Below are 21,910 nucleotides of genomic sequence, written 5' to 3'. Positions count from 1 at the left end.
ATCATCGGGGGTGGAAATTGCTTTTCAAGTCCGGGTATCCCTTTTCAATGGCCCGATGTTGTTGAAAGTACGGAGCCCGGCCAAGATCAACCTGACCCTGGAAATCACCGGTAAGCGGCCGGATGGTTTCCATGAATTGGAGACCCTGATGTGCCCGGTCGGTTTGTATGACGAATTGGAGATTGAGGAATCCGGGGAGGGGATCACGCTTCGGGTGGAGGGGGCTGACCTGCCCGCGGATCCGACGAATTTGGTATGGAGGGCGGCGGCGCTGGTGCAAGAGGTGACAGGTTGTCGCAAGGGGGTGCGGATGGTGTTGCGCAAGGTGATTCCGATGGGCGGCGGTTTGGCCGGGGGTAGTGGAAACGCGGCGGCGGTCTTGCATGCGGTGAATGATCTTTGGGGATGTGGTTTGAGCCGCGCGCAACTCAAGGATCTGGCGGGGCGGTTGGGCAGTGACATCGCGTTTTTCCTGGATGGCGGGGCATCGTGGTGCACGGGGCGGGGGGAGATCACCCGGCCGGTGGAATTGGACTGGCGGGGGCATGTGTTGTTGTTGAATCCGGGTTTTGGGGTGCCGACCCCTTGGGCCTACCGCACCTACGCCGCCGAACCGCAGGCGGGGGAACTTGGTCGCCTGGAACTGGCTGTCCGGGGGATTCCGGGGCGGGAGCGGGTGCGGTTGCGGAACGATCTCGAGCCGGCGGTTTTTACGAAGTATTTCTGGATAGCCGAGGCCAAGGCGTGGCTGTTGGGACAACCGGGGGTGGTGGATGCGATGATGAGCGGGAGTGGGGCGACCGTGTTTGCCCTTTTGCCGGATGCGGAGGCGGCCTCGCGGGTGGCGGAGGCGGCCCGGGATCATTTCGGACCAAATTGCTGGATTCAAACCCCTTGCCTGTTACCCTGAGGTGAGACGACCGCATGATCAACCTCATTGAAATCATCAAGACCGAGTGCCTGCCCCGAAGGAACTGCATGCTTTCGGTTTTCGAGGATGCCGGGGAGAGCGGATTCCTTTACTTCAAGGATGCGCAATTGATCGAGGTCAATTCCGGCAAGTTGTGGGCCAACGATGCACTCAAGCTGATGTTGGGATGGCAATTGAGTAGCTACACTTTGGGAGAGCTGCCGCGCGGGATCAAGCGGACGATCTGGGAGCCGTTGGACCGGGTGATCGAAGATTTGGTGGGGGCCGAAGCGGCCCATGGTCTCAAGGACGCGATCGGGGATTTCGCCACCGGGGGGCCGTCTTCGGGGCCTATGCCGGTGCTGCCCCTGGCCATGCAGGACCCCTTTCTTTGGTTTGTCGACAAACTGGAGACGCTGTCGGGATTCATTTGTGCGATGAAGGACGACGGGGAGAACATCATCCCGCTGATTGGCAAAGTCCCCGACCAGGTTCTTTCCCCCGACTGGTTCCGTCAATTTTCCGAAAAGGTGGCCGTATTGGGCCAGTCGCTCGGGGCGGGCGAGGCCGAGGAGTGGTATCTGGAGACCGAGCTTTGCCGGGTCTGGCGCTTCCATATCCACGAGCGTTACATCATCGTTTTTGCCAGCCTGGAGGTGCTGCCGGACGAATTTGAGGAAGCCTTCTGGCAGGTGGTGGGGGTGGACGGATGATCCCGAACATTCCCGCATTGGATCGGTTGCAGGCATTGGAAGAAGTGGCGGCCGCGTTTGTTTACAGCCGGGATGGGCGTGTTTTGGCGGCCGCGGTTCCCAAAAACTACACGGTGCAGATCCTCGAGCAGTTGATCGGCCACCTGCGCCGCATCACCGATCTGGTGGACCGGGCGAAAATCCGCCTGCGTGAACTCCGGTTCCAGTTCCAGGGGTTCACCCTGTGGGTCAAAGTGTTCGGCCAGGAGCACACTCTGGTGGTTTTCATCCAGCCCAAGGCTTCGGTGGCCAACCTCCGACAGCCGATCAACCTGACCGTGGTCAATTTGGAGCGCGCCCTCCTCGGAGGTTCGGACAAAAAGCAACCAGAGTCGGCCGAGTCGCTCGCCGCGATGGCGCACCGGGCGGAAATGGAACTGGTCCGGCAGGACCGTGGTTCGCATGACCAGGCTTACATCGAGCAATTGGGCACACTGATGGAACTTTTCGTAGGCCCCAGTGCACACGAGGTGGTGGGGACGGTGTTGCGCGAGGTGGAGATCGGAGTGACTTTCGACAGCCGGGCAGAGATGCTGCGTTTGGCCGATATGGCGGGGTCGCGGATCTCCAGCGTGGAACGGCGCAAGTTTTTTCTGGAAGCGGCGGGCGACTTGGTGGACCGGGTGGAACGGCAGATGCCGGCGCCTGCGGCGGGGCAGGGACGGTGAATGCCCGCATGGCGGCAGGCGTATTGGATAGCATGAGGATACGATGAAACAAACGGGCCTGATCTTGTTGGTTACTGGGATGATGCTTTCCGGGCTGCGGGGCGCGGAACAGGCGGCGGACTTTTCCTCCTTGATACTGAGCGGTTTCGAGCATGAAAAGAAAGGCCACTACCAGGAGGCTTTCGAGGATTATTCGGCGGCGATCAAGCTGCGCGAAGATTCGCCCACGGCTTATGTGCGCCGGGCCTACTGTGCCGCCAAGACGGGGCAACTGGAGCGCTCGGCTTATGATTTGAGGGAAGCCTGCCTGTTGCAGCCGGTCAGCCTGACGGATTACACCACGCTGGCCTGGTTGCTGGCGACGTCCCCGGTCAAGCACGTGCGTGACGGGACCCGCGCGGTGGCCTACGGACAAAAGGCGTTGAAGGAGGCCGAATCGCTGGAGAACTACGATATCCTGGCAGCGGCCTACGCGGAGATGTCGAACTTCCAACAGGCCCGCCAAGTGCTGATGGCGGGGATGAAAAAATTCCCGGAATCGCCGCGATTGGCCGAGGCGCGCAGCCGGCTTGAGCTCTACAACCAGAAAAAGCCCTACCGGGAGGTGTGGCTGCCCGCCGAGGATCAGAAACGGCTCCAGAACAACGTGGAATACCCCAAGGACCGTTGATTTCTACTCCATCCGGGTATTTGACAGCGGGCGCGGTCGGATTAACTTTTCAATTCACAAGGGGAAAATATGGAAGAAACGATCCGCAGCGAACAGATCCAAGTCGAACGCAAAATCTTTTTCTTTGACCTGAAAGAGAACCAGCGCGGACGCTTCCTCCGCATCACCGAGGACGTCAATGGACGCCGTGACACCATCATCCTGCCAGCCCCCGGCGTGGCGGAATTCATCGAGGTTTTGCAGTCGTTGGCTGAGGATTGCGAACAGGGTCCCCCCCAGGGCTCGGGGAATTACTGAAAACCTGGGAAGGTTTCCCCCAGGTTCAGCGGTCGGAAGGGGGATCAGCGCGGGGCTTTGAGGTTCAACCGGTTCAACGCCAGCATGGCGGCTGTGCGCACGTTGCCGGGTTGATTTTTATCGGTGGAGATGGCTTTGATCTGTCCGAGTGAATCCTGGTCCCCGAGTTCACCCAAGGCCAGGATGGCCAGGGCTTTGATGTTCGGCACCGGATGGCCGACTGCCTGGCGCAGGGCGGGAATGATCTTGGGATCGCGCAATTTCACCCCGGCCCGGATCAGGTCGGCGGTGTCCTTGGAATCGCCACGTCCGAGCTGTTCAATCAGAACATCGATGCCTTGGGAGTCACCGACGGTGGCCAAGGCGATCGCGGCCATGGAACGGATGGCCGGATCGGCATTCTTGAGGGCGGCGACGTAGGCGGGTTTGTTTTCCTCCGTGGCGAGTTCTTGCAGGGCCTTGCGGGTGTTTTGTTTGACGTACGTGTCGGAGTCGTTGAGCAATTCAAAGAGTTTGGCGGCGGCCTGGGCATCGCCCACCTTGCCCAGTGCAAGGGCGGCTTCGGCGCGGACGAACCAGTCCTCGTCCTTGAGTGCGGCCACCAGCACGGAAAGGGCTTTTTTGTCTTTGAGGTCACCCAAGGCCAGCACAATGGCCTGTCGGACTGAGCGTTCCTTGTCTTTGGCGTGCTCGATGAGAAGGTCGACCGAGCGGGCATCCTTCATCAGACCGAGGGCTTTGGCCGCGGTGACCCGGACGACCGGGTCGGGATTTTTGAAGGCTTGGTAAAGGATACGATCATCCGGGCTGTTTTCGATCAGTTTGCGGTAGGCGGCGATGGCGTAGCTGACCTGTTCGGTTTTGAGGAAGAGGTTGACCTGCTCGCGGAGAAGGACCTTGCTTTTCGGGTTGTCGCGGAGGGCTTTTTGGAGGACGCCCATGGCGTCGTCGTATTTTTTCTCGGTGATGAGCTTTTCGACCTCTTTGACAGCGGCGCCATCTTTGCCGCCGCATCCGGCCAATGCCAGGGCCAATAATGCCGTGATGACCAAAACTGCGCGTTCCATTTCTATGCTTATGCTTTAGGGGTGTTGCGCAGGCAAGCATATTCCCGCCGGACGGTGGATGCGGGGGTGCGGCATTAGGCGGACTTTTACGTGGATTAGGGACAGCCCGTTTGACATTGCGGTGAGGACTTTTAACGTGGCGTATCACACGCGTGCGAATTTCATGAGCAAAGCCCCCCTAATGATGCCCCAATTGCAGAAGCAACTGGCCATCAAATCCTACCTAGAACTGGTGCGTCCCGACCTGGAACGAGTCGATGCACGGATCCGCGCCCAGTCCGATGCCTTTGACCCGGGGATCTCCGGTTACGTCGAGTATGCCGCCGAAAGCAGTGGCAAGCGGCTGCGTCCGGCCCTTGTTCTGATGGCGGCCCACGCCACCGGCCGGGCGGGGGAAGAACAGATCGACCTGGCTGTGGTCATTGAATTGATCCATCTGGCCAGTTTGATCCACGATGATGTGTTGGACAATGCCGAGATCCGCCGTGCGCGTCCGACGATGAATGCCAAGTGGGGGGTGGAACTCTCCGTCTTGTTGGGCGACTGCCTCTTTGCCCACGCGCTCAAGCTTTGTACACGTTTCGAAGACGCGGCCATTTCCCGTGCGGTGGCCGATGCGGCGAACGAGGTTTGCACCGGCGAAATCCTCCAGACACAGCGGCGTTACGACCTCAATCTGTCCGTTTCGGATTACCTGCGCATCATCGGCATGAAGACGGCGGCGCTCTTCCGCATATCCACCGAACTGGCCGGAAGGCTCAACCGAGCGCCGGAAAGCATGGTCGACGCCCTGCGGATTTACGGGGAGTCGATGGGCACGGCCTATCAAATTTATGATGATTGCCTGGACCTTTTTGGGACCGAATCCGGCTCCGGCAAGACCCTGGGGACGGATCTGAAGAAGGGCAAATTGACGCTTCCCGTCCTGCACACCCTGCAACAGATCGGTGGTGCGGAACGTGACCGGGTTTCCGAGGCCCTGCTTCACGGGAACGAAGCCGACCGGGCAGCCCTCCAACGCCGGGTGGTGGAAATGGGAGGGCACCGCTACAGCGTCCGCAAGGCCCAGGAATTGCTGGAAAAGGCCGAGAAATCGCTCGAAGTACTGCCGATCAACGACTATTCCGCGCGGATGCGCACCTTTGCCCGGGCTTTCCACAAGGAATTGGACGGCTTGAAATGATGATCCGGGCGGGAATGATCTTCCCTTATCCGGGTTTTGTGCCCTAGGCTCCGCCCTCATGGGGGAGGATGCCCGGCGACCTGGTGAGCCCGACCTGACCGACGAGCAATTGGTCGACCAGGTCCTTTCCGGTTCTGTATCTTCCTACGATTGGCTGGTCCTGCGTTACAAGGAGCGGCTTTATGGGGTCCTTTATAACATGACCTCCAATCATGAGGACACCAACGACCTCCTCATGGAGACCTTTGACAAGGCTTTCCGAAGTCTCTCGACCTACCAAAAGAACGCTTCCTTCTACACGTGGATCTATCGCATCGGCGTCAACAGGGCATTGAACCACCTCAATAAGCGCAAAAAAACCCGAAATACCTTTTCCTTGAACGATATAGAAATGGACGATCAGCTCGAAAAGCAATTTGCGGATGTCAAAGTAGTGGGTGGGGATCGGTCTGCGGAACTATCCGAATTGCAAAAAAAATTGAACGAATCCCTTCAGCGACTGTCTGATGAACACAGGGCAGTCGTGGTGCTGTTCGATATCGATGGCCAAAGTCATGCGGATATCGCCAAAATCATGGGTTGCTCGGAGGGCACGGTGCGCTCTAGACTCCACTACGCGCACCAGAAGCTCCAAAAAATGTTGGAAAGCTACTTAAGGTAATCAATGAACCAGATGAACCAAGACCAGAAACTACGGCAGCTGCTCCAGTTGAAGAGGCATGAATCTCCCGGGGAGGCCTATTTTGAGGCATTCCTCCCGGAATTCCATCGCTACCAAGCCCTCCAGCCCCTCCAACCCGCGAGCCAAGCATCCTGGTTTGAAGCCTTCAGCGGTTGGGTGGACAATTTGGTTCAAGGACTGGTGGCCCGCCCGGCTGCTGTCTTGGCGCCTTACGGGGCTGCATGCGCTGTTTTGGCCGCAGCCTGCGTCGTCGTTTTCTCTGGCCTCTCGCACTCCCCCACGTCCGTGGCAGAGACCACCGTGGGTGGTGGTTATTCTCAAGGTTTTGTCACGGCCCCGGCTGCTCCGGCCCGTCTCATTGCCCAGCCTGAGGAATTCGATTTGGCCAGCGTATCTTCCTTTGACAAGGATTTCGGCAGCGCCCGTTATGTGACCGGGCAGGCAGTCGGTGAGTATGATTCGGCCCTGGCCTTCTAATAAACCTTTGTGGATTTCGGGCGCCGCTCTCGCGGCGGTCCTGTTGCTTGGCTTGGGCCTGTGGGCCACGCTGCATTTTTCCAACCAACGCCGGGTGCAGGAAGAAATCACCAACCTCTGGTCCTCCACAGGTGACGACCAGCCGGCCTATCTCCAGTTGCCCGCCGACTCTTCCCGCAAGGGGAGGACCGGTTCGAATGTCTTCGATGCGATCACCGAGGAAGTGCAGCTGGTTTTTGACCGTTCTGTCCCTGCGGTGGTGAAGATCCGGTCACTCAGCGGGGCCACGCCTCTTGCCGGAACCGGATTCTTCATCGACAAGGATGGCACGTTGCTGACGGCTTATGCTGTGGTCCGCGAGTCCGACCGTGTATGGATTGAATTCAACGGCCAAAAACTGGAAGCCTCCGTCCTCGGACGCGATGCCCGCAGTGGGGTGGCCCTTCTCCGGGTGGACCGGAAAAACACCCCTTATCTCCCTTTTGGCAACTCGGACGATCTTCGCATGGCCAGTGGCCTGATCAGTGTGGCCTACCCCCTGAACCTTCCCATCGCCCCGTCCTTTGGCTTTGTCACTGGTTTTGATGTCCGTTACCTCAACCGCTTCTTCTCCACCACCCACATCCGGGCCAACATCCCGATCAGCCCGGGCCAGATCGGCGGCCCGATCCTCAACAGCCGGGGCCAGGTCGTGGGTCTTCTCGCCATGGCCATCCAGGAAGGCAAGGAGTGCTACATCCTTCCGGTCAATTCGGTGGTTCGTATCGCCGCCGACATGCACAAAAACGGCAAAGTCCGCCATGGCTGGGTCGGGGTGGCCGTGGTGGAAGGACAACCTCTGACCGAAGGCACCAAACCCGTGGTGGTTTCCAATCTCTTCCCTGAAACACCGGCCGCCACCAGCGGGATCATGCCCGGCGATGTGGTCCTGAAGATCGGCAACCGAAACATCCTGACACCGCGGGATGTGCTGGATGCTTCCTTCTTTTCCAGTGTGGGCCAGAAGTTGCCGGTGTTGGTCCTGCGCAACAACGAACAAAAAACCTTCACCATCACCGTGGCTGAACGCCGTTCCCCCGTTTCCGCCGGTTTGGTCATGGAGCCGCAGGACAATTTCATTGCCCCCTTTGTAACACCCCAAGGTCGGGGCCCCCAACGCGTCCACAGCACCCAGCCCTGAGATTCTTCGCTCGGGTCCAGGACTGGTCAGTGGCTGCTCCTTGGGCGCTTGAAGAAGATTATTTTGCCTTTCTGGACCTCCTGCCTATTTTGTGGGCAGGTAAAATAGCTTAAAATCGGCTTATCTGATGACGACAACGGCACGACAATTTCCGAAAACGATGATCCCCAAAGCCTTGGGCCGGGTATCCATGCTTGCCCGTGTCCTTCGAGTCGGGATGACGGCGGCATGCCTGATGTATCTGATTCCTTGCAAGGCCGACACCTTGAACTGGGGGGCAGCCGGAATCGCTTGGACCGCAGGAAATCTTACCCAGAGTTTCACGGTCAACGGCACCACCATCACCATCACGGTTTCTGGAAACACCGGACAGATCATCAATCAATTCGGCGGCCCCACACCCCGGGAAGCAAATAACCTCACTCCCGGGACAGGTTCGCCTTCACTTCATTTGGCGGCGGACTACACCAACACGACCCAAAGCCTCACCGTGACCTTCACCTTCAGCCGTCAAATTGCCAACCTGGCATTCACCATTTACGATGTGGATTACAGTGCATCAGGAAGCCCGTTCCAGGATCAGATCCGCAACATCAGTGCATCGTTTGGAACCTCAACTTATAACGCCACGGTAACAGCCAGCACCGCCAATCAGGCGGCCAACTCGGGCCTGGCCAATGCCACCATCACCGGTATTGCCACCAATGTCGATGGCTCGGCAGGTGGTGATGGTAACGGCGGGATTTCCTTCGGCAGCCAAGGCATCACCAGTGCCTCGTTCACTTGGGGTTCGGGCCCGGGGGCTCCCACCAATCCCTTCCAGCAGTGGATTGCCATTTCCAATTTGGATTACACCGTCGTTCCGGAGCCTTCGACCTGGGTGGGCTTGGTGTTGCTGATCGTCCTGGTGCTCGGGTATGAGATCCGACGTCGCATGGGCTTCCGCGGTGCTTCCACCGTCCGGTCCTAGGGCCGTTCTTCCCGGGCTTGACGGCCCGACACGGCATTCTACGATGAGTCGTGCCCTCTCTGGTCAATCTTACAACACAGACGAGATTCCCCTGCCTTTGCGCGGCTCTGCTGTTGTGTCTTTTGGGCACTTCCGGGCTGCGAGCCGTCACGCTCGACTGGGGGAATGTCGACTGGACGACCAATGCATTTACCCAAGCCTTTGACATCGATGCCTCCAACCCCGGCAACGACATCCGCATCACGTTTTCCGGCGACACGGCCTCCAACAACGACGACGTGTTCGCTGGATCGACCACCGGGCCATCCCCCGACGACACGACATTCTCCACCGGTGGCATCACCCCGGCTGCCGATGGCGAATCGCTCTACATCCAGATACGTTATGCGGACAACAACAACGGGGCAGCCAATGACCAGATCACGGTCACGATTGATTTTCTCTACACCTTCGGTGTTCAGAACGTGACTTTCACCGTTTTTGACGTGGATGACCGAGCAGGTGAATGGGAGGACCGGCTGGACACCTTTCGTGGCTACAACTCTGCCAACACCACCACCTCATTTGCCGACCTGACGGGTTCTGTGGGCAACAACGTCGCCAACAGTGGAACGGCCTCGGCTTCGGTGAACGGGACGGCGGATGTTGGTCCGACCAGCGGCAACGCCAATGTCGCGGTGGTGTTCAACGATGCCACCATGAACAGCATCAGCTTCCGCTGGACCAACCAGGATGCGGCACGCGGTTATCAGTGGATTGCCATTCACAACATCACGTACACCCCGGTGCCCGAACCCTCCACTTGGGTGGCGGGAGGGTTGTTGACGGCCTTTGTCGCCTTCCGGGCGGTCAAAGGGCGCCTCCGTCCAGGCATCAAACCCACGACTTGCGGATGATGTTCGTCCGCCGTTGGACTATCCGGCTCGTCATCCTGGCGGCCGTGTCGGGCATTCTTATCTGGGGGGGTAAACAAACCTACCAGGCGATACGTCTCTGGCACCATCGTCAAATTGCCGTCGATCACACCCGAAAAGGAGATTACACCCAAGCCGCCTTCTTCGCCCGTCTCGTGCTGCAAGCCTCGCCCAAGGATGACGAAGCTCTTCGGCTGATGGGAGAACTGGCCCAACGGAACGGCTACCCGGTCCAGGCTGTGGAATGGTATGGACGCCGCGCGGAATTCCACCCCGGCCAGCCGGCCGTGTTGTTGGATTTTGCCCAGTCGCTCCTTGCGGCCGGCCAGCCCGGGCCGGCTGGGAAGGTACTAGACCTTGCGGCAGGCAGGCCAGGGGTGGACAAAGAACGTCTGGAGCAGCTGCGGGCCAACCGGGCCATCGCCCTGCACGATTTCCCGGCTGCGGTCCGTATCTACCGGAATCTGCTGGCCACGCGACCCGGTCAGGCGTTGATGACTTACAATCTGGCCAATATCCTTTCGATTTCCCCGCTGGAGAAGGAACGGGCCGAGGGGGAAAGTCTCCTGCGCCAGTTGTGGTTGGAGAAGAAAATGCCGTTGGAGGTCAGTCGCAGTCTGGTGGCCATGGCCCTGAGGGACAAGGTCGTCGACCAGACCGGCCCTTGGTTGGACTGTTTGCAAAAGGATCCTGCTGCCCAATGGTCCGATTTGCTTCTGGCCGGAGAGGCCCTGGGCCGGACCCCCGGTGGCATACCCCCGGAGTGGTTCCAAAACCTGACCCGGAAATGCCGCAGTGACCTCGACATCTACCGCGCCCTGGATTGGTTCCGAAAGACGGGGCGCCAGACCGTCGCCTTGGATTGGTGGGGTGGATTGCCGCCCGCCTCTCGTGATCTTCCCTTGGTTCTGGTCGGACGGGCGGAGGTTTTGACCGACTTGGGCCAATGGGACCGGCTGGCGGACGAGTTGGAAGGCCAGAATTGGCAGCCATTGGAGCACTTCCGTTTTGCCTTTCTGGTCCAGGCCCGGAGTCTGGGACGCGAGACCCTGGTCCGTGAAGAAAGATCGCCGGCAGAACGTTTGATCGTCTCTTCGCTTCTCCGCCGCCCCACCGATTTTTTCCGCCTGGACGATCTTCTGCGGCATTGGAATTGGTCCGCCACACGCCGAGAGGAAATCCTTGCCGGATTTGCCTCGCAGTTCCCGGATGACAGACCGATGCTGATGGCCCTGATCAAGGAAGCGCAACAGCGGCGCGACACACTGGCCCTGTTCCACCTGGGCGGGCGTATCCTGGCCCTGGAACCGGACAACCCCGTAGCCCGCAACAATGTCGCTTTTTACGGGTTGTTGCTCGAGCGTGAGGTTGGGCGTTCCACCGCGCTGGCCGAGGCGCTGGTCCGCGACCTCCCGGATTTGAAGGAGGCGCGGATGACCCTGGCCTACAGTCGCTTCTGTGCGGGTCGGACGGATGAAGCCCTGGCCTTGGTCCGGACCCTTTCCCAAGAAGATCTTTCCCGTCCGTCCAGCGCGCTCTACGCGGGGTTGATCCTGCAAAAAGCCGGGAAATCCTCCGAGGCTCTCCGTTACTTCGATTTGGCCCGGCAACACCGTGAGGCGCTCCCCGAGGAAACCGTGCTGCTGCAAAGGGCCTTGAAGGAAGCAGGTGGGTCGCCGGATCCGTCCCATTAAAGCGGATGGTCGGCCAGGACTAAGCGGCGTAAATATCCTAATACTTCGCCCGGGGAGTCTTTTGCTCTTTTCAAGGCCTTCTGGCCGCTTATTTTGCCCGCATGCCCGTCGCCACCCCCAAACAGTTCGCCGCCATGCTCGATGCCGCCCAGAAGGGCGATTACGCCTATGCGGCCATCAATGTCACCTCTCTCAGCACTGTCAGCGCTTCGCTGAAGGCTTTTGCCGATGCCAAATCAGACGGCATCATCCAGGTCTCGACCGGCGGGGGGGAGTTTGCTTCCGGGATTGCGGTCAAGGACATGGCCTACGGAGCCATCGTGCTGGCCGAAGCCACCCATCGTTTGGCTGAAAAGTACAACATCCTGGTGGGGCTCCACACCGACCACTGCCAGCCCAAGAAGGTGGACAAATTCCTCAAGCCGCTCATTGCGGAAACGGCCAAGCGCCGGGCCGCCGGCCTGGGCAACCTTTTCAACTCACACATGCTCGATGCCTCCGAGCTTCCCTTGGAAGAAAACCTGAAACTCTCCAAAGAATTGCTCGCCGAATGCGCCAAACACGAGATCGTCCTTGAAATCGAGGCCGGTGTGGTTGGCGGCGAGGAGGACGGCCATGACAATTCCGGCCTGCCCAATGACAAGCTCTACACCACCCCGGAAGACATGGTGGCGGTCTACGAGCACCTCAAAGGCGTCGGTCGCTACATGTTTGCCGCTACTTTCGGCAACGTCCACGGCACATACAAGCCCGGAGCGGTCAAGCTCCGCCCCGATATCCTCAAGAAGGGCCAGGATGCGGTCATGGGCAAACACGGGAAAGGCGCCGAATTTGACCTCGTTTTCCACGGGGGTTCGGGCACTCCGCTGGAAGAAATCCGCGAGACGCTCAATTACGGGGTCATCAAGATGAACATCGACACCGACACCCAGTACGCCTTCACCCGCCCGATTGTCGACCATGTGATGAAAAATTACGATGGAGTTCTCAAGATCGACGGGGAGGTCGGGGACAAAAAAGCCTACGATCCGCGCAACTATCTCAAAAAAGCCGAAGAGGGTGTCACGGCCCGCATGATCCAGGCCATCCGGGACCTGCGTTCCGATGGCAAGACGCTCTTCGGGTCGGTTTGAGGATCCTTGTTTTTCTCGCCTTGGCTTGTTAAGGACTTCAATCCAGCGAAAGATGAGAAAACATCGTCCCATGAAGCCGTTTCTGGTTGCTGTCCTCATGGGCGTGGGATGTCTGCCTTTGTCGGCCGGGCCGGAATCGGTCAAAGTCTCTTTTTCGATGGAGAAAGACCGCGACAAGAACGAGATGGCTGATGACAAGATGGGCCAAGGGGACAAATTGGAGGCCCGCTATGATTTCAGTTTTTCTCTGGAGAATCTCCAGAACGAGGCCTACAGCGGTTTCCAAGCCAAAGTATATGTCGTGGCGGAGCCGAATGATTGGGACAGGAATTCCGAGTTGAAAGTCTTCAAGGTTCTGGAGGCCTCGCAAATCGCGGTTCCCGCCCAAAGCACGATCAAGGCGGACGTTGGCAACGTTGTCCTGACCAGCACCCATTCAGCCAAAGGCAACACGCTCTGGCGTTCCGGATATCTTTTGACCGGGTACCTCGCGGAATTCAGCCTGGACGGCAAGGTGCTCTTCACCGAATCGAAGGGCGGCAGTGCGGTCAAGAAAGCGGTGCAGGCCCACTTGAAGGCGGAATCCAAAAAGGATCGCTGACCACCGACCGGATCGTCGCACCCCTCCTGCATCAAGGCTTAATCTTTGGTCTTCCCTGATGGCGATTGCCGATAATCGGTGGTCAGCATCCCGGCGTAACCCCAGTTCTCTGGATCAACTTCGTCGATGACGATGTGGATGTGTTCGGGTCTTTTCCCCAGCACGCGCACCAGGGATCCCGTGATGTCCTCGACCAGTTGCTTCTTTTGTCCGACGGTGACACCATCGCGGGTGATCTTGACATTGACGTAGGGCATGGGGTTGAGCTTAACATCCGCCCCCCAAGGGGGCAAGCAGGGCGGACTTGCGCCGGGAAACACTGGGGTAGAATGACCGGGTGGACACTGCCTCCTGGATCTACCCCCGACCCGAGGGACTCTACGTCGCTCCGGGGGATTTTTTCATCGATCCGTCCCGGCCGGTCCCGCGCGCCGTGGTCAGCCATGCCCACAGCGACCACGCCCGACCGGGGCTGATGGAGGTGCGGGCAACGGCGGCGACGCTTGGCATCATGCGGGTTCGCTACCGCGGGGCCGCACCCCAAATGCCGCAACCGGTTGGTTATGGAGAGGCTTGGGAATGGGGTGGGGTGCGGATCTCGCTGGCCCCGGCCGGACATGTTCTCGGCAGTGCCCAGGTCGTCCTGGAATACCGTGGCACACGCGTCGTTTATTCCGGTGATTACAAGCGGGTTCCGGATCCGACCTGTGCCCCTTTCACGGTGGTTCCGTGTGATGTCTTCATCACCGAAGCCACCTTCGGCCTGCCGGTCTTCCGGCATCCATTGATCGGGGGAGAAGTGGAAAAACTTCGCCGTTCCATGGCACTTTTTCCGGAAAGATCCCATGTCATCGGGGTGTATTCCCTCGGAAAAGCGCAGCGTCTCCTGTGCTTGTTGAGGGAGGCGGGGGAGGACCGCCCGGTATACATTCATGGGGCCCTGCAAGCCCTCTGCGATTATTACGCCGGCGAGGGGATTGCACTGGGCGAACTCCGTCCGGCCACGGTGGCGGCGCGGGAGGAACTCCGTCAGGCACTGGTCCTGGCCCCGCCCTCGGCGGTGCGGGAACCCTGGGCCCGCCGGCTCCACGACCCTGTGGTGGGCTTTGCCTCCGGGTGGATGGGCATCCGCCAGCGGGCCCGGCAACAAAATGCCGAACTTCCGTTGGTCATCTCCGACCACGCCGACTGGCCTGATTTGTTGCGCACCATTCGTGAAACGGGGGCGCGTGAAATCTGGGTCACCCATGGGCAGGAGGATGCGTTGGTGCATCAGTGCCGCCTCGGGGGCCTCACCGCCCGTCCCCTGACTTTGGTGCGGGAAGCAGACGGGGAGGATTGATCTGTGAATACCTTTGCCCGCCTGCTCGACCGCCTCGCCTTCACGCCTTCGCGCAACGCCAAGTTGTCGCTGCTGGAGCGCTATTTCCGCGAGACGCCGCCGGACGAGGCTGGGCTGGCTTTGGCTCTGCTCACGGGGACCTTGGAAATTCCGGCCGTCAAACCAAGCACAATGCGTGACCTCGTCCGCTCCCGGGTGGACCCTGTTTTGTTCGACCTTTCCTATGATTTCGTTGGCGACCAGGCCGAGACCATTGCCCTGCTCTGGCCGGGATCCGGAGGGGATGGTGGTGGAAAGCTTTCCGAAATGGTGGACGCATTGCAGCAGGGGAGCGATCAGGCCGTGGCCTCGGAGCGGGTGGCGGCCTTTCTGGACGTCCTCGACCCGGTCGGGCGTTGGGCCCTTCTCAAACTGGTCACCGGTGCGAATCTACGCATCGGGGTCTCGGCGCGTCTGGCCAAGACCGCCCTGGCCCGTGCATGGGGCCGGGAACCCGACGACCTGGAAAAAATCTGGAGCGCTTTCCAGCCCCCCTATGCGGGATTGTTTGCCTGGCTGGAGGGCGGCGGTGCCCCTGTTTTGGACCATCAAGTCTACTTCCACCCCCCTTTGTTGGCCCATCCACTCGATGAGGCGGACTTGGCGGCCATGGACCCGGCGGATTATGTAGCGGAATGGAAATGGGACGGCATCCGCGTCCAACTGGCCTCCAACGGCAAAGATCGGCGCCGCCTCTTTTCGCGCTCGGGCGATGAGATTTCCGCCGCCTTCCCGGAAGTATTGGAGCGGGCGGATTTTGATGCCGTGCTGGACGGCGAATTGTTGGTGCTGGCCGATGTGCCGCGTTCGGTCGAATTGCCGGGGGCTTTCGGGGACCTGGCCCCGTTTTCGAGGCTGCAACAACGCCTCAACCGGAAGCGCGTCACTGCACGACTGCAGGCGGAGTTTCCCGTCGTGCTTTGTCTGTATGATCTCCTTTTTTTGCAGGGACGGGATATGCGCGACCTCCCCTGGGTCGAACGGCGGAGCGCGTTGGAGTCACTGGCCGCCCGCTCGGGTTGGGATGCACGGGCTTTTCGTCTATCCACGACCTTGCCCTTCCATACCTGGGCGGAATTGCGGTCCCTGCGCGAACGCACCCGTGAATATGACATGGAGGGCCTGATGCTGAAACGGAAGAACAGTGCCTATCTGCCGGGAAGGCCCAAGGGTGTCTGGTTCAAGTGGAAACGGAATACCCTCAATGTCGATGCCGTCCTCATGTACGCCCAGCGCGGCCACGGCCGGCGTTCCTCGTTCTACTCCGATTACACCTTCGGCCTTTGGCGCATGGGGGAGGGAGGGAAGCGGGAGTTGGTTCCGGTCGGCAAGGCCTATTCCGGGTTCACGGATGAAGAATTGGCACGCCTGGACAAATGGGTGCGGGAGCACACCTTGGAACGTTATGGTTCGGTCAGGGCGGTCGCCCCGGGGTTGGTCTTCGAGGTGGAATTCGATGCCGTGCAGCGGTCGACCCGCCACAAATCCGGGGTGGCGATGCGCTTTCCCCGCATCCAACGCATCCGCTGGGACAAAGCGGCGGAGGAGGCGGACCGGCTGGAAACCCTGCTGGCCATGATCCCTAGACCCAACGAAAAAAGTCTCTGATTTGCCACGGAGTCGGTGTAAGCCATTTCTCCACGCCCATGAAGCCCATTCCTTCCGTCCTGTTCTTGAATGTATGGATTGTTCCGATCCTGGCCCTTGTCTCCTGTTCGCCGCGCGCTGCCGAACCGGGTGTCCGTCTGCTGGCGGGGCCGATGCCGGGATGGAGTGGCCACCGGGAGGTGGAAATCTGGGCCATGGTGGAGGGCAACGGACGACCAGCCATGAGTTACCGTCGCGCGGATGCCCCGGATTCGGCCGTGAAAATCGCACTTCCCGAAGTTCAGGCCGGCGATGACGGCAAGACCATCCTGCGTTACCATCCCTCACTCCTTGATCCCGGAACCCGTTACGTTTACACCCTGGATTTGCCCGGTTATCCAAACGGGACGGAGTTCCAAACCCAGGCCGATTGGGCTTACAAAAAACCCGCACCGGATTTTTCCTTCGTCTTCGGCTCGTGCCTTTACATGAATGACGCCCCCTACGACCGCCCGGGAAAACCCTACGGGCAGGGGGAGGGGATCCTCGGGTTGATGGCCCGCAGCCGGGCGGATTTCATGCTCTGGCTCGGGGACAATCTCTACCTGCGTCCAGCCGACTGGACTTCGCCCGCCGGTATCCGCTATCGCTACACCCACGACCGCAGCGACCCTTCCTTGCAGGATTTATTGAGGTCGATGCACCACTTTGCCATCTGGGACGACCACGATTTCGGGCCCAACGATTCCTCCAAGACCTTTCCGCTACGCGATGTTTCCCGGAAGACCTTCCGGGATTTCTGGGCCAATCCGCCGTCCGGCCTGCCGGAGCCGGAGGGGATCATGTTCAGCTTTGTTTGGAGCGACTGTCTATTTGTCATGCTGGATGACCGTTCCAACCGGGATGCCAACGAGTTGGAACTGGCGGATCATCCCGGCAAGACGATGCTGGGCGCCCGGCAAATCGAATGGCTGGAGCAGACCCTGCTGCAAAACCGTGAGGCCACTTTCAAGTTTGTCGTCCAGGGCGGGCAGTTCCTCAAGGACCACACCTTTGAGTCCTATGCTGATTTTCCCGCCGACCGTCGGAGGATTCTGGACTTCATCCGAAAGGAAAAAATCGACGGGGTGATGTTTCTGAGCGGTGACCGTCATTTCAGCGAACTGAACCGGATGGAGATCAAGGGGGCCTATCCTTTGTATGACCTAACCAGCTCGCCCATCGGCTCGGGCGTCGCGGCCAATGCGCTCAAGCTGGAAGCGGTCAACCCGATGCGGGTGGAGGGGACTTTGGTGGATTTGCAGAATTTCTGCCGCATCGACGTTCGGGGAGAGGGGCGGGAAGAACGCACGCTCACCCTCAGTTGCATGGACAAGAACGGCACCGAGCGCTGGAAAAAAGACATCCCGGCCCGGGCCTTGCGGCATCCCTGATCGTCCTTTTGTCCGTCCGGCTTTTTCCAATTTCGGGAGATGCCAAGACAAAAGGGTCCTGCTAGGTTCAATCCATGGAATCATACGTCGTAGGTGTCGACATGGGGGGCACAATGATCAAGGTGGCCTCCTTCGATCCCGCGGGCCGCATGCTGGCCCAGCTTTCCACCCCGACCGGGGACGGGGAGCGGATGGGGGATCACCCGGCCTGGGCGGTGCGGGTGAAAAAATTGGTCGCTGAAATGGAAACCCATGCGGGAGGTCCCGCCTCCGGCATCGGGATGACCTGTCCGGGCATGGCCGCCAGGGACAAGCGGCACATCGTTTCCCTGCCCAACCGCCTCCACGGCCTCGAAGGCTTTGACTGGACGGAATGGCTCGGGCGCAAAACCCCGGTGCCCGTTCTCAATGATGCCCACGCGGCCTTGCTGGGGGAGGCTTGGCAGGGTGCGGCCAGCGGCATGGAGGACGTGGTCATGTTGACCCTGGGCACGGGTGTCGGTGGGGCGATTCTTTCCGGAGGAAGACTGGTCCGGGGCCATCTGGGCCGCGCGGGGGAGTTTGGGCACACCACGGTGGATTACCGGGGTGAGCCCGGCAATGCCGGCATGCGGGGGGACTTGGAAAGCTTTATCGGTAATGCCACCCTGCGTCGTCGCTCGGGCGACCGCTTTGCCAGCACCAAGGCTCTGGTCCAGGCCCACCTCGCGGGCGATGCCGAGGCCAGCCGGATCTGGTTGGATTCCATCGAGGCCCTCGGTTGCGGCATTGCTTCACTCATCAACGCGGTCGATCCCGAAGCCGTGATCCTTGGGGGTGGAATCGCCGAGGCCCGCGAGGCGCTTTGGGTTCCCCTGGAGGCGGTGCTCGACCGGGTGGAGTGGAGACCCCGGGGACAGCGGGTGCGGATCTTGCGGGCAAAACTGGGGGATTGGGCCGGAACTTACGGTGCGGCCTGGGAAGCTTTGCACGGCGACCTTGCCCAGATGGGGAAAATTCGGTCTTGAGCCCTGACAGAGGGGCACTTAGACCCATTGCGTGAGCAACGCGCTTTTAGTCATCCCGGCCAGACTTGGCGCGTGGTTGATCCGCGGCACCCGCATCGCCGGGGCTATGGCTCTTTTGACATTGGACATATTCCGATGCCTCTTCCGCTACCGCCTGCGCTGGAATCTGCTGGTCGAACAGATCTATTTCGTCGGCGTCCGTTCTACCTTTGTCATCCTGACCACCGGAGCTTTCACCGGCGCGGTCTTCGCCGCACAGGTCCACTTCCAATTCGTCCGGCTGGGGATGGAGTCGGCGGTCGGGCCCACGGTCTCAGTGGCCATGTGCCGGGAATTGGGTTCGGTTCTTTGTTGTCTTTTGCTGGCGGGCCGGGTCGGCGCCTCCATGGCGGCCGAGATCGCCTCGATGAAAATCACCGAACAGTTGGATGCCCTGCGCTCCATGGGGGTCTATCCCACGGAGTACCTCGTGGTGCCACGATTCCTGGCCATGATGATTTCCACCCCGATCCTGACCGCAGTGGCCATCGCGGTTGGTATCGGCTGCGCCTACATCGTGGCCGTGCCCATCCTCGGAGTTGACGGGGCCTACTACTGGGACAATACGGTCAAGTTCACCGAGTTCACCGATGTGGCCATCGGTGTTTCCAAGGGTTTTCTCTTCGGGATGATCATCGCCATCGTTTCCTGTTACAAGGGGCTCAATCCTCGCCTGGGTACCGCCGGGGTCGGCCAGACGACCACCGAGGCTGTGGTCATGTCCTCGCTCTCACTCCTGGTCTCCAATTTCTTTTTCACCTTCATCCTCAACAACCTCTTTCTCGGCAACTGACATGCTCTCGGTGCGACAACTCAAGAAAGCACTCAATCGTGTGCCCGTCCTCAAAGGGGTCGACCTGGATGTGGCCCCCGGGGAACAGGTCGTCATCATCGGTCGCAGTGGCGGGGGCAAAAGCGTCCTCCTCCGCCACCTAATCGGCCTGCTTCAGCCGGATTCCGGGGAGGTGTGTTACAAGGGGGTCAACCTTTCCACCTTGTCGGAGGAAGATCTGAACCCGCACCGGCGGGAGATCGGGATGCTTTTCCAGAACGGAGCCCTGTTTGATTCGCTTTCGGTGGAGGAAAACCTTTCTTTCCCCCTGCGGGAGCGGGGTGGATTCACCCCGGGCGAGGTACGGCGGAGGGTGGACGAGGCCCTGGAGATTGTCGACCTTCCCCGTCAGAACAAAAAGCTTCCCGCCGAACTGAGCGGTGGCATGCGCAAGCGGGTGGCCCTGGCCCGCGCCGTCATCGGCCGGCCGGAACTGATGCTCTACGACGAACCCACCACCGGACTGGACCCCATCGTGGCCAACAGCATCAACAAGCTCATCCTCCGCCTCGGGCAACAGCTCAAGATGGCCTCCATCGTGGTGACCCACGACATGACCAGCGCCTTCATGATCGCCGACCGGGTCTGTTTCCTCTACGAGGGAGCCATCCGGTTCCAGGGCACCGTGGAGCAGGTCAAGGCTTCTGCGGACGACGAATTGCAACGGTTCGTCAACGGCATCTCCAAGGATGAGGATGCGGTGCTGTGATTTTCAATCTGACCGGTCACAATAGCTAACTCATTGGAAAATACTATGGACGAAAAAAAGATGGAAACACAGGTCGGGGCCTTCGTGCTCGTCGGCCTCCTGGTGCTGGGCATCCTGGTGGTGGCTTTCGGACGGGTGGGCAGCTGGCTCAATCCCACCTACCCCATCGTGGTGCAGTTCGACAACGCCAGCGGGGTGATCAAAAATTCCCAGGTTCTTTACCGGGGGGCCAAGGTGGGAACGGTATCGGACAAGCCACGCATCCAGGCCGGGGGCAAATACGTGGCCCTGCCCCTGGAAATCCACAGTGCGGTCAAGATCCCGGCCAACGCCAGTTTCCAGGTCGGTTCCTACGGTTTGCTTGGCGACCGTTTCGTCAACATCCTCCCGCCAACGCAGGAGTCGGGGGAGTTCCTGTCTCCCGGGGCGGAGGTGGTCGGCATGCCCTCGACCGGGATCAACGACCTGGCCGCCAAGGCCGAACCGGTCATCCAGCGGTTGGACGCCATTGCCAGCAAGCTGGAAACGGAAATCTTCACCCCAGCGTTCGCCAGCAATCTCAACGCCACGATCAAGAATGCCAACAGCACCATGCAGCGGGTCGATTCCCTTCTGGCCGATGCCCAGGGTGGAAAGGGCATCCTCTATACGGTCATGAAGGACCCGTCCGCGGCCGCGGACCTGAAGGAAACCCTCAAGGAATTGCGCCTGCTTTCCTACAATCTGCGCGTCAAAGGGGTGCTTTTCTACAGCGATGTCTCCACCAAGAAAGCCGAGGAAGAGGCGCGGGCCAAGGAAAAGAAAAAGTGAATGATTGCAGCGCCGTTCTGCTGGCGGGAGGGGCGAGCCGCCGGCTGGGATTTGACAAGATTCTGAGTCCCTTGGCCGGGAAACCGGTGTTGGCCTACTCGCTGGAGGCCCTCGACCATTCGCCCTCGGTATCCGAGATCGTCCTGGTGGCGAGGGAGGACACTCGGGAGGCCATCACCCGACTGGCCGGGGGGGCTGGTCTGGCCAAACCCTGGCGGGTGGTGACCGGCGGCGTGGAACGCCAGGATTCCGTCTGGAACGGCATTCAGGCGACCTCCGCGACGGCGATGGTCCTCATCCATGATGCCGCCCGGCCATTGTTGACCCCCGGGATGGTGGCGGACTTGGTGGCGGCGACGCGGGAGTCCGGAGCGGTGATCTGCGGGCGTCCGGCCACCGATACACTGAAATTGGCCGACTCTTCGGGTTGGATCGAATCGACGGTGGACCGTTCCAAATACTGGCAAGTCGAGACGCCGCAGGTTTTCCGCCGGGATTGGATCGAGCGGGCCTACCGGGAAGTTCAGGAGCAGAAGGTGAATGTGACCGACGATGCTTCCGCCGTGGAGCGGCTCGGGCTGCCGGTGCGGATTGTGACCGCCGGGGCCTTCAACCTGAAGATCACCCGGCCGGCCGATTGGCAGATGTTGGAACTTTGGCTCTCCATCCGCACCGGTTCCTCGTTGCGCGCCGCCGTACACGCGCTGGCCAATCAAGCCAGCCCCCTGCTCGGTTATCTGCCCCTCTTGCAAAAGTATGGCAGCACCGAACCCAAGTTCATCGATTATTGGGAAAAATGCCTGAAAGCCTCCGAGCAAATCGAGGAGCAACTGAGAGTCCTGCAAGAGATGATCCGGTCGTTCGAATCGGGTAAGGGCAATTAGCCAATCCATCCGACAAAGCGAATTGACAGG

The 21,910-nt window shown here is 60.1% G+C and carries 24 protein-coding genes; 22 read left to right on the top strand and 2 right to left on the bottom strand.

Features of this window, described 5'->3' with window-relative positions; all coding sequences use genetic code 11:
• Positions 1 to 55: 55 nt before the first annotated feature.
• The 5 genes from ispE (at position 56) to SFU85_08255 (ending at position 3,297) form a co-directional block, all read left to right on the top strand.
• The gene (gene ispE / locus SFU85_08275; protein MDX6766773.1) at positions 56 to 910 is read left to right on the top strand and encodes a 4-(cytidine 5'-diphospho)-2-C-methyl-D-erythritol kinase; all 855 of its coding nucleotides are present in this window, start codon (positions 56 to 58) and stop codon (positions 908 to 910) included.
• A 14-nt stretch (positions 911 to 924) separates the two neighbouring features.
• Positions 925 to 1,623, top strand: a complete 699-nt coding sequence (locus SFU85_08270) for a hypothetical protein (GenBank protein ID MDX6766772.1) — start codon at positions 925 to 927, stop codon at positions 1,621 to 1,623.
• Positions 1,620 to 2,330, top strand: coding sequence for a hypothetical protein (locus SFU85_08265; protein ID MDX6766771.1), 711 nt, complete (start codon positions 1,620 to 1,622; stop codon positions 2,328 to 2,330). The genes SFU85_08270 and SFU85_08265 overlap by 4 nt, the downstream gene beginning before the upstream one ends.
• A 43-nt stretch (positions 2,331 to 2,373) precedes the next feature.
• Positions 2,374 to 3,000 (top strand): hypothetical protein, encoded by a 627-nt coding sequence (locus SFU85_08260; GenBank protein MDX6766770.1) that lies wholly within the window; start codon positions 2,374 to 2,376, stop codon positions 2,998 to 3,000.
• Positions 3,001 to 3,069: 69 nt separating this feature from the next.
• The gene (locus SFU85_08255; GenBank protein MDX6766769.1) at positions 3,070 to 3,297 is read left to right on the top strand and encodes a PUR family DNA/RNA-binding protein; all 228 of its coding nucleotides are present in this window, start codon (positions 3,070 to 3,072) and stop codon (positions 3,295 to 3,297) included.
• A 44-nt stretch (positions 3,298 to 3,341) separates the two neighbouring features.
• Here the strand turns inward: SFU85_08255 and SFU85_08250 are convergent, their stop codons facing one another.
• The gene (locus tag SFU85_08250) at positions 3,342 to 4,364 is read right to left on the bottom strand and encodes a HEAT repeat domain-containing protein (protein MDX6766768.1); all 1,023 of its coding nucleotides are present in this window, start codon (positions 4,362 to 4,364) and stop codon (positions 3,342 to 3,344) included.
• A gap of 163 nt (positions 4,365 to 4,527) precedes the next feature.
• On the opposite strand from SFU85_08250, the gene SFU85_08245 reads away from it, so the two are divergent.
• The 9 genes from SFU85_08245 (at position 4,528) to SFU85_08205 (ending at position 13,198) form a co-directional block, all read left to right on the top strand.
• Positions 4,528 to 5,547, top strand: coding sequence for a polyprenyl synthetase family protein (locus SFU85_08245; protein ID MDX6766767.1), 1,020 nt, complete (start codon positions 4,528 to 4,530; stop codon positions 5,545 to 5,547).
• 58 nt (positions 5,548 to 5,605) lie between these two features.
• A complete protein-coding gene (locus SFU85_08240) occupies positions 5,606 to 6,208 on the top strand; it encodes a sigma-70 family RNA polymerase sigma factor (protein ID MDX6766766.1) in 603 nt (200 codons plus the stop codon).
• Positions 6,209 to 6,220: 12 nt separating this feature from the next.
• On the top strand, positions 6,221 to 6,706 hold the full coding sequence (locus SFU85_08235; protein MDX6766765.1) for a hypothetical protein: 486 nt from the start codon (positions 6,221 to 6,223) through the stop codon (positions 6,704 to 6,706).
• Between the two features lie 7 nt (positions 6,707 to 6,713).
• The gene (locus SFU85_08230) at positions 6,714 to 7,886 is read left to right on the top strand and encodes a S1C family serine protease (protein ID MDX6766764.1); all 1,173 of its coding nucleotides are present in this window, start codon (positions 6,714 to 6,716) and stop codon (positions 7,884 to 7,886) included.
• Positions 7,887 to 8,046: 160 nt separating this feature from the next.
• On the top strand, positions 8,047 to 8,856 hold the full coding sequence (locus tag SFU85_08225; protein MDX6766763.1) for a PEP-CTERM sorting domain-containing protein: 810 nt from the start codon (positions 8,047 to 8,049) through the stop codon (positions 8,854 to 8,856).
• Between the two features lie 122 nt (positions 8,857 to 8,978).
• Positions 8,979 to 9,752 (top strand): hypothetical protein, encoded by a 774-nt coding sequence (locus tag SFU85_08220; protein MDX6766762.1) that lies wholly within the window; start codon positions 8,979 to 8,981, stop codon positions 9,750 to 9,752.
• The gene (locus SFU85_08215; protein MDX6766761.1) at positions 9,749 to 11,464 is read left to right on the top strand and encodes a hypothetical protein; all 1,716 of its coding nucleotides are present in this window, start codon (positions 9,749 to 9,751) and stop codon (positions 11,462 to 11,464) included. Before SFU85_08220 ends, SFU85_08215 begins: the two co-directional genes overlap by 4 nt.
• A gap of 101 nt (positions 11,465 to 11,565) precedes the next feature.
• Positions 11,566 to 12,597: a class II fructose-bisphosphate aldolase gene (gene fbaA / locus SFU85_08210; protein MDX6766760.1), complete on the top strand. Its 1,032-nt coding sequence runs from the start codon at positions 11,566 to 11,568 to the stop codon at positions 12,595 to 12,597.
• 70 nt (positions 12,598 to 12,667) lie between these two features.
• A complete protein-coding gene (locus SFU85_08205) occupies positions 12,668 to 13,198 on the top strand; it encodes a hypothetical protein (GenBank protein ID MDX6766759.1) in 531 nt (176 codons plus the stop codon).
• A gap of 38 nt (positions 13,199 to 13,236) precedes the next feature.
• On the opposite strand, the gene SFU85_08200 is transcribed toward SFU85_08205, so the two are convergent.
• Positions 13,237 to 13,455 (bottom strand): 4-oxalocrotonate tautomerase family protein, encoded by a 219-nt coding sequence (locus tag SFU85_08200; protein MDX6766758.1) that lies wholly within the window; start codon positions 13,453 to 13,455, stop codon positions 13,237 to 13,239.
• A gap of 80 nt (positions 13,456 to 13,535) precedes the next feature.
• Between SFU85_08200 and SFU85_08195 the strand changes: the two genes are divergently transcribed.
• The 8 genes from SFU85_08195 to ispD all read left to right on the top strand — a co-directional run bounded on the left by SFU85_08195 (position 13,536) and on the right by ispD (position 21,880).
• A complete protein-coding gene (locus SFU85_08195) occupies positions 13,536 to 14,540 on the top strand; it encodes a ligase-associated DNA damage response exonuclease (protein ID MDX6766757.1) in 1,005 nt (334 codons plus the stop codon).
• A 3-nt stretch (positions 14,541 to 14,543) separates the two neighbouring features.
• A complete protein-coding gene (locus SFU85_08190; protein MDX6766756.1) occupies positions 14,544 to 16,187 on the top strand; it encodes a cisplatin damage response ATP-dependent DNA ligase in 1,644 nt (547 codons plus the stop codon).
• A 38-nt stretch (positions 16,188 to 16,225) separates the two neighbouring features.
• The gene (locus tag SFU85_08185; GenBank protein ID MDX6766755.1) at positions 16,226 to 17,599 is read left to right on the top strand and encodes an alkaline phosphatase D family protein; all 1,374 of its coding nucleotides are present in this window, start codon (positions 16,226 to 16,228) and stop codon (positions 17,597 to 17,599) included.
• Positions 17,600 to 17,673: 74 nt separating this feature from the next.
• Positions 17,674 to 18,606, top strand: coding sequence for an ROK family protein (locus tag SFU85_08180; protein MDX6766754.1), 933 nt, complete (start codon positions 17,674 to 17,676; stop codon positions 18,604 to 18,606).
• A 31-nt stretch (positions 18,607 to 18,637) separates the two neighbouring features.
• Positions 18,638 to 19,438: an ABC transporter permease gene (locus tag SFU85_08175; protein ID MDX6766753.1), complete on the top strand. Its 801-nt coding sequence runs from the start codon at positions 18,638 to 18,640 to the stop codon at positions 19,436 to 19,438.
• 1 nt (position 19,439) lies between these two features.
• Positions 19,440 to 20,186, top strand: a complete 747-nt coding sequence (locus SFU85_08170) for an ATP-binding cassette domain-containing protein (GenBank protein ID MDX6766752.1) — start codon at positions 19,440 to 19,442, stop codon at positions 20,184 to 20,186.
• A gap of 45 nt (positions 20,187 to 20,231) precedes the next feature.
• Positions 20,232 to 20,996 (top strand): MlaD family protein, encoded by a 765-nt coding sequence (locus tag SFU85_08165; protein MDX6766751.1) that lies wholly within the window; start codon positions 20,232 to 20,234, stop codon positions 20,994 to 20,996.
• Positions 20,993 to 21,880, top strand: coding sequence for a 2-C-methyl-D-erythritol 4-phosphate cytidylyltransferase (gene ispD, locus SFU85_08160; protein ID MDX6766750.1), 888 nt, complete (start codon positions 20,993 to 20,995; stop codon positions 21,878 to 21,880). The genes SFU85_08165 and ispD overlap by 4 nt, the downstream gene beginning before the upstream one ends.
• Positions 21,881 to 21,910 lie beyond the last annotated feature (30 nt).

Source organism: Candidatus Methylacidiphilales bacterium, from assembly GCA_033875315.1.
Lineage (GTDB): Bacteria > Verrucomicrobiota > Verrucomicrobiia > Methylacidiphilales > CAZTYG01 > JANRJG01.
The sequence above is the reverse complement of the archived record's forward strand: the minus strand, read 5'-3'. Positions and strand labels throughout refer to the sequence as shown.